Annotated in this window: 7 protein-coding genes; 3 read left to right on the top strand and 4 right to left on the bottom strand. The window is 41.6% G+C overall.

The annotated features are described in order from the left end of the window. Positions 1-65 precede the first annotated feature (65 nt). Together argA and A1QC_RS06350 are read right to left on the bottom strand one after the other, a co-directional pair. Positions 66-1,403: an amino-acid N-acetyltransferase gene (gene argA / locus A1QC_RS06355; protein WP_017025660.1), complete on the bottom strand. Its 1,338-nt coding sequence runs from the start codon at positions 1,401-1,403 to the stop codon at positions 66-68. Between the two features lie 189 nt (positions 1,404-1,592). Then, positions 1,593-1,811 carry a hypothetical protein gene (locus A1QC_RS06350; protein WP_017025659.1) on the bottom strand — a complete coding sequence of 73 codons (219 nt, stop codon included), beginning with the start codon at positions 1,809-1,811 and terminating at the stop codon, positions 1,593-1,595. Positions 1,812-2,072: 261 nt separating this feature from the next. On the opposite strand from A1QC_RS06350, the gene mltA reads away from it, so the two are divergent. The 3 genes from mltA (at position 2,073) to csdE (ending at position 4,731) form a co-directional block, all read left to right on the top strand. Beyond that, positions 2,073-3,164: a murein transglycosylase A gene (mltA, locus tag A1QC_RS06345; RefSeq protein ID WP_198926412.1), complete on the top strand. Its 1,092-nt coding sequence runs from the start codon at positions 2,073-2,075 to the stop codon at positions 3,162-3,164. A gap of 308 nt (positions 3,165-3,472) precedes the next feature. Then, positions 3,473-4,291: a tRNA cyclic N6-threonylcarbamoyladenosine(37) synthase TcdA gene (gene tcdA, locus A1QC_RS06340; protein WP_017025657.1), complete on the top strand. Its 819-nt coding sequence runs from the start codon at positions 3,473-3,475 to the stop codon at positions 4,289-4,291. Positions 4,292-4,314: 23 nt separating this feature from the next. Next, positions 4,315-4,731 carry a cysteine desulfurase sulfur acceptor subunit CsdE gene (gene csdE / locus A1QC_RS06335; RefSeq protein WP_017025656.1) on the top strand — a complete coding sequence of 139 codons (417 nt, stop codon included), beginning with the start codon at positions 4,315-4,317 and terminating at the stop codon, positions 4,729-4,731. Positions 4,732-4,778: 47 nt separating this feature from the next. Here the strand turns inward: csdE and csdA are convergent, their stop codons facing one another. Together csdA and A1QC_RS06325 are read right to left on the bottom strand one after the other, a co-directional pair. Then, positions 4,779-6,029, bottom strand: coding sequence for a cysteine desulfurase CsdA (csdA, locus tag A1QC_RS06330; protein ID WP_017025655.1), 1,251 nt, complete (start codon positions 6,027-6,029; stop codon positions 4,779-4,781). Between the two features lie 92 nt (positions 6,030-6,121). Then, entirely contained in the window at positions 6,122-7,015 is an 894-nt protein-coding gene (locus A1QC_RS06325) for a ketopantoate reductase family protein (protein WP_017025654.1), read from the bottom strand. Positions 7,016-7,116: the final 101 nt, after the last annotated feature.

Genomic DNA, 7,116 nt, shown 5'->3' with positions numbered 1-7,116 from the left:
ATTGGTCAATATAAAACAACGATAGTTACCTTAATATTAATTGAAGTAACTATCGTTATTGAGTTTTATATTTTAAGTACCAATATTTTTGATTTTCTTTGGTAGTTGTATAAGCCCCGTTTTTCCATTGGCAAAGAATCAACACCGACTTCTTCAAAGCCTTGTTCTCTAAACCAATGCAAGCTGTGGGTGGTTAACACAAACAGTTTATTGATGCCCATGGCTTTGGCTTCTTGACTCATGTGTTTTAATAACACGACACCTCGATCGCCATCTCGATAATCAGGATGCACTGCAACACAAGCCATCTCTGCCATCTTATCTTCGATATAGGGATATAAAGCGGCGCAACCAATCACCAATCTGTCTTTGTCGATAATTGTGAATTTATGGATTTCTTGCTCTAATTGCTCACGAGAACGACGCACTAAGATACCTTGTTCTTCGAGCGGATGAATAAGATCTAAAATACCACCAATATCTTGAATTTGAGCATTGCGGGTTTGTTCGGCGCTAGCCATGACCACTTGTGTACCAATGCCATCAAATGAAAACAGTTCTTGTAATAGAGCTCCATCTTCCTTATAGCTGACTAAATGACAACGTGGGACACCTGCGCGACAAGCAGAAAGTGCGCTGCGGAGAAAGCGGAATGTACCACTGGTGTAGCCATTTTCAAGATCAGATTGTGCTTCCAGATCACTGACCAATTGTTCTGCACGATTTGGGAATAGCTCAGGAATGACGCGACCTTGGTTATCAATAATGCCTTGTTCTGAACAAAAGCCGATGAGCTTATAAGCTTTTAATCGTATGGCGACTTGGGTGGCGACATCTTCATACATTAGGTTGAAGCTTTCACCAGTGACAGAGCTGGCAATCGGCCCAACCACCACAATGGAGCCCATGTCTAACATGCGATTAATCGCTGAGGAATCAATTCGGCGAACTTTGCCGCTGTGACAGTAATCGATACCATCATCCACCCCGAGCGGTTGTGCAATCACAAAGTTACCACTTACCACGTTTAACTGAGTGCCTTGCATTGGGGTATTATTTAAGCTCATGGACAGTCGTGCGGTGATTGCCAGTTGCAAACGCCCAGCCGCTTGCATTGCAAGATCTAATGCGGCTTCATTGGTGACACGAATCCCTTTATGATATTGAGATTCACAATGGTTGCTTTCTAGGTTTTGGTTGATTTGAGGACGAGCACCATATACGAGAACGATGCGCATTCCTAAGCTGTGGAGTAGGGCGATATCGTTAATGATGTTATCAAAATTGCTGTCGGTAAATACTTCGCCGCCTAACATGATCACCGTCGTTTTGCCACGATGGGCATTGACGTATGGGGCTGATTGTCTAAATCCTTTCACTAATGCTGTACTACGCAATTTCACGGTAACCTTTCCTTGATTTTTTATGTTGAAATAATGACTAGAAATGCATTTGTAATCAATCATTATTTAAAGCAAAATCAGTTTAAAGGACTCTGGTTACCGTTTATGTGCGATTTGTTAGAAAGATGACAATTAACAGTGGGATATCGCTATACTTTTTGCCAATAAGTTACCGAATCTTAGGTTCAATTAACTAATGATTCGCATTAAGTCATACATGCTGGCTTGTTTAGTTGCGACTAAACGCATTGTATCCGCAATTTGATCGTCGCCACCTAAGCAATATTGAATCAGGTGGTTAATTTGTTCACGACTGTTTCCATCACTGGCAAGGTTACGGATCCATTCATACTCAACAGAATGTGCATCCAGAACGGTTTCCTTTCCAATTTTAAGTGGGCTAGCCATTAATTACTTACTCCTTGTAATAACTGGTTATTTATTCACGTCAATTATGTGTACTTTGTATGACAGTTTTATGACGATACAGAGTGATCTGGATCTCGTTATGGTAAAGCATCTTATGTTTTGAGATATTTCAAAACACGGTTTGTTGCTTGTGTGTGAGCGATAATTTTGTCATGCTGATTTTTATTTTTTCCTTAACCAATTTGGTGATATTTCGTGCTTAGTTTTCCTACTTTTTGCTCTTCCTCTTCTCTTAAGTGCATAAAACCGGTGATTGGCCGTGTTTTGATTTTAACTTCAGCTGTGATCATGTTTGGTTGTGCGCAATCTGATGATCAAGGTCAGCAATATTTAGATGGCAAGTTGGATCGAAATTTAGAAGAGGTAGGGGAAGTTCATACGACTGCTCCGCAAGATTTTACGACTTTTGCCAAACAAGCAGAGCAAGTGGAAATTAAATCGCCGTCATTAAAATCTAAATATTCCAATTTATATGCGCAGCTAAATGTCTGGGCGCAAGAAAGTGGCGATCCGACTGAGTTAGCTAAGTATGGTGTGAATATTGAACAACTCGCGGGAGCCGATAAAAAAGGCAACATTCTATTTACGGGGTATTTTTCGCCGGTAATTGAGATGCGCCACACCCCCGATCATTTATTTAAATACCCTGTTTATGCCAAGCCAAAATGCGGTGCAGTCTGCCCAACTCGTGCTCAGGTTTATGATGGAGCACTAAAAGGTAAAGGGTTAGAGCTTGGCTATGCTTCTAATATGATTGACCCATTTTTAATGGAAGTTCAAGGCAGTGGATTTGTACATTATGCGGATAGCGACGAATTGGATTACTTTGCTTATTCGGGAAAAAATAATCATCCGTACGTCAGTATTGGTCGAGTATTGATTGACCGAGGCATTATACCTAAAGAAAAAATGTCAATGAAAGCCATTAAAGATTGGGCTTTGGCAAATGATCCTGACACGGTGAAAGAGTTATTAGAACAAAACCCATCTTATGTTTTCTTTGAACGTCAACCTGGCGCGAAAGTGGTCGGGGCGGCAGGCATACCTTTATTACCAATGGCAGCAGTTGCTGGTGATCGCAGTATTTTCCCAATGGGAACGCCTATTTTAGCCGAAGTACCTCTGTTGGATGTTAATGGTCAATGGACCGGTGTCCATGTTCTTAAGTTATTGATTGTGTTGGATACTGGTGGTGCTGTGAAAGGCGGACACCTTGATTTGTATCATGGCATGGGGGCGAGAGCCGGTATTGCTGCTGGTCACTATCAACATTTTGGTCGAGTATGGAAGCTGGATTTAACGGCGCCACCGTTGCAAATTCCATCCAATTAAGGTGTATCGAATTTTGAGGGAGCTGATCTAGGAAATGAACAGTAAAGAGCGAGTTCCTAGGTGTAAGCTCTAAGGAAAACTATAATCATAGAAATAGGGTTATCCCGGAAGCGAGGTACGAGTTATCCGGGATCTACAGCCAGCACGCAGTGATTAGATTCCGATTCTCGTCTTTTTCATCTTTTCCGAAACAAGAGAAGCAATCCCTAGCTACAACACGTTTTCAGCGTAAGGCTTTCCTAGATACCCGTCACACGATTCGCTATAATGCGCGCTCTTTTTGATCTTTGCTTTAATAAAGGCTTCTCATGAAAACACTGCAACCTGCATCTGATAGCTATGACCAACGTTTCGGTGGAACCCGTCGACTTTATGGTCACAGTGAAGTCGATATTTTACGCGCGGCACATGTCTGTGTTGTTGGTATTGGTGGTGTTGGTTCATGGGCGGTTGAAGCGTTAGCAAGAACGGGTGTGGGTGAACTTACGCTTATTGATATGGATGATGTCTGTGTCACTAACATTAATCGTCAAATTCATGCGTTAAATGGAACCGTTGGGCAGAGCAAAATTGAAGTCATGGCAGAGCGTGTCGCCTTGATTAATCCAGAATGTAAGATCAATTTGATTGATGACTTTATTACGCCTGATAATGTTCAGCAATACATCAGTAAAGAATTCGATTACGTATTGGATGCTATTGACAGTATTAAGCCAAAAGCGGCGTTATTGGCTTTTTGCCGTAGTAATAAAATCAAAGTGATTACAACTGGTGGAGCTGGTGGTCAAACCGATCCAACTCAAATTAAAATTGCTGACTTATCGAAGACAGTACAAGACCCATTGGCGAAAAAATTGAAAGATACACTGCGCCGCTTTCATCACTTTAGCAAAAACCCGCAGAGAAAATTCAGCATTGATTGCGTATTCTCAACGGAGCAACTTAAATATCCGCAAGCTGATGGTTCAGTGTGTGGGGTGAAATCAACCGCTGAAGGGCCAAAACGAATGGATTGTGCTAGTGGTTTTGGCGCAGCAACGGTGGTAACCGCGACTTTTGGGTTTGTAGCGGTATCGCGCATTGTTGAAAAGTTAATTCAAAAATATAAAGTAGAGCCTAACGCCTAGTTTACGAAACGCGAGATACAGTTATGTCCCACCCATTTGGTACCACCATTACCGCAACAACGGTCATTGAAACCATGTCTGGCTTTACTAGTTGGGAGGATCGTTATCGTCAAGTGATCATGTGGGGAAAGTTACTTCCTAAAATGGATGAAGCTTTGAAGCAAGAGCAGCTTTTGGTGGCTGGATGTGAAAGTAAAGTGTGGTTAGCGTCGGAGTTCGATGGTGAATACTGGCATTTTCAAGCCGATTCAGATGCTCGAATTGTTCGAGGACTGATTGCGTTAGTGTTAGCCGCTTTTCATCATCAGACGTCAGAACATATTCAGCAATTTGATACAGACGCTTACTTTGCTCAACTGGGATTAATTGATCATTTAAGCCCATCTCGTGGTAATGGATTAAGAGCGATAGTCGAACAAATCAAACAAGTGAGCCGCTAAGAATAATCCTCACTCTTCTGTGTTGAATTTTTTGAATAAAATATCGGTTATAAAAGTTCAATTGCCTTAGTTAACGCGACCAGTAACGCTTTAATATCCTTCTCATTGTTATACACGCCTATTGATACGCGAATGGTGCCATCAATGCCTAATGCATCCATGAATGGGTGGGCGCAGTGATGCCCAGAGCGTACCGCAATATTTTGTTGATCGAGCAAGGTCGCAATGTCTTGATGATGAATGTTTTCGCCTTCAAGGGTGATGGTAAAACTAACAACGCTCGCCTGTGGTTGTAAACCTATTATTGTGACGCCTTCAATTGCCGCTAAGCCCTTCACTAATTGGTGACTTAATTGGTGAATATGAGCTTCAATGTGGTTAACGTCAAAACCAGTTAGCCATTCAATGGCAGTAGCAAGACCAAGAGCACCGGCAACATTGGGCGTTCCAGCTTCAAATTTACCGGGAAGATCGGCAAAAGAGGTGTGCTCAAAGCTGACTTTCTCAACCATCTTGCCTCCACCGTGCCAAGGTGGCATTGCGTCTAACAAGCTCTGCTTACCATAAAGTACACCAATGCCTGCTGGCGCGTATAATTTATGCCCTGAAAAAACATAGAAATCACAGTCTAGCTTTTGAACATCAACGGTTTCATGCACGATACCTTGAGCACCATCAATCACCACCATGGCACCATATTGATGTGCAAGTCCGATAATAGCTTCAATCGGTTGACGTGTAGCGGTGACATTGGTGATATGAGCTGTTGCGACGATTCTAGTTTTTTTATTGAGTAAGGCATGAAAAGCATTCATATCCCACTGACACTCTTGAGTCATTGGTACTTTTATTACTTTGGCACCAGTTTGTTGAGCCACTATTTGCCAAGGGACGATATTGGCGTGATGTTCCATTTCACCCACTAAAATCTCATCTCCAACTTGCAATGTGCTACGAGCATAAGTTTGTGCAATCAAGTTAATCGCTTCAGTTGCCCCTCGTGTCCAAATGATTTCTTTATGGCTATTAGCACCAATAAAAAATTGAACTCGAGATCGTGCTTGCTCAAATTGTTGCGTGGCATGAGCGGTTAAGCTATGGCTTCCACGGTGAACATTGGCATTTTGTTGGCTGTAATATTGGTTAATCGCGTCGATCACACATTGTGGTTTTTGAGTTGTGGCTGCACTGTCTAAATACACCACGGGTGAATCGTGATTAATGAATGGGAATTGAGAGCGTATTGCATCAATATCGAAGGCATTATTATGTAGTGAAGACGTATGCTGAGAAGACATAATTAACCTAGTCAAGTAAATAAAAGAGGGTGGGGAGTATATACCCAAGTGACTTGAAGATGCGAGTTTCAGTGAGTATAAAAAGGGGTTGATTAATTTGTTTGCAGCGCTTTGATTTGTTCCATTAACGCTTGGTTGTGTGGCAGTGTGAGGCCATGTTTATTAGCGGTTCTCATTAAATATCCTGTGATAAAGTCAATTTCTGTGGCTCTGTGATGGGCGATATCTTGATTCATAGATGAAAAATTTTGTGCGGTGGACTGAATGACACGGTAGACGTTATCGACAAGATCTTGATGCGATATTTCAATTTTCTCGGCGCTGATAACTTGGCAAATTTCATCGATTAACCATGAAATTTGAGCTTTGAATTTATCGCTTGCTAGTTCGCCATTTCTACATTGATGAATGGCCGTTAATGGATTAATGACACAGTTAATAATCAGTTTGTTCCATAGGGCGTTATGAATATCATCACACCATTTGACCCGAGGTAGAACAGAGTCTAACTCAACGATCAAATCTTTAATTTTTGCTAGGTTGAATGAGGAAGTGAATAGGCTTGGTCCAATCAATGTTTGCCCTGCACCAGTATGATTGACTTGATTTTTTATTGGTCGAAAAGCCGCTTGAGTGGTGGTTGCTAACAAAAGAGGGTTTTTATGCCATTTGTCATCCAAAGCATCAACCGCCCCCATTCCATTATGTAAAAATATAATCGGAGTATCTTTATTTAAAAAAGCATGAAGAGGTTCAAGCGCTGTTGTTACCTGGGTGGATTTTACAGTGACGAGTAATAATTGGCACTGCTGTAAAGCATGATAATCGTTCGCTTTAATTCTAATAGGTTGAGAGTCATCTAGTTGTATCGATAAGGTCTCGGTCACTTGTGAACGAGTAAAACCCACTACTTGGTGGTCGTTTTGATGGCATTTTACAGCCCATAACGAACCAATAGCGCCCAAACCGACAATCCCTATTTTCATTTCATTGTTCCTTTGTTTTACAGAGCAAGTGCGGCCATTAAAGCCATCATCATTGGGGACGATTTCTTATTCTAAATAGAATACCGTAAAAACAATAATGG

The sequence above is a fragment of the Vibrio rumoiensis 1S-45 genome (assembly GCF_000286955.2).
GTDB classification, from domain to species: domain Bacteria; phylum Pseudomonadota; class Gammaproteobacteria; order Enterobacterales; family Vibrionaceae; genus Vibrio; species Vibrio rumoiensis_A.
The sequence above is the reverse complement of the archived record's forward strand: the minus strand, read 5'-3'. Positions and strand labels throughout refer to the sequence as shown.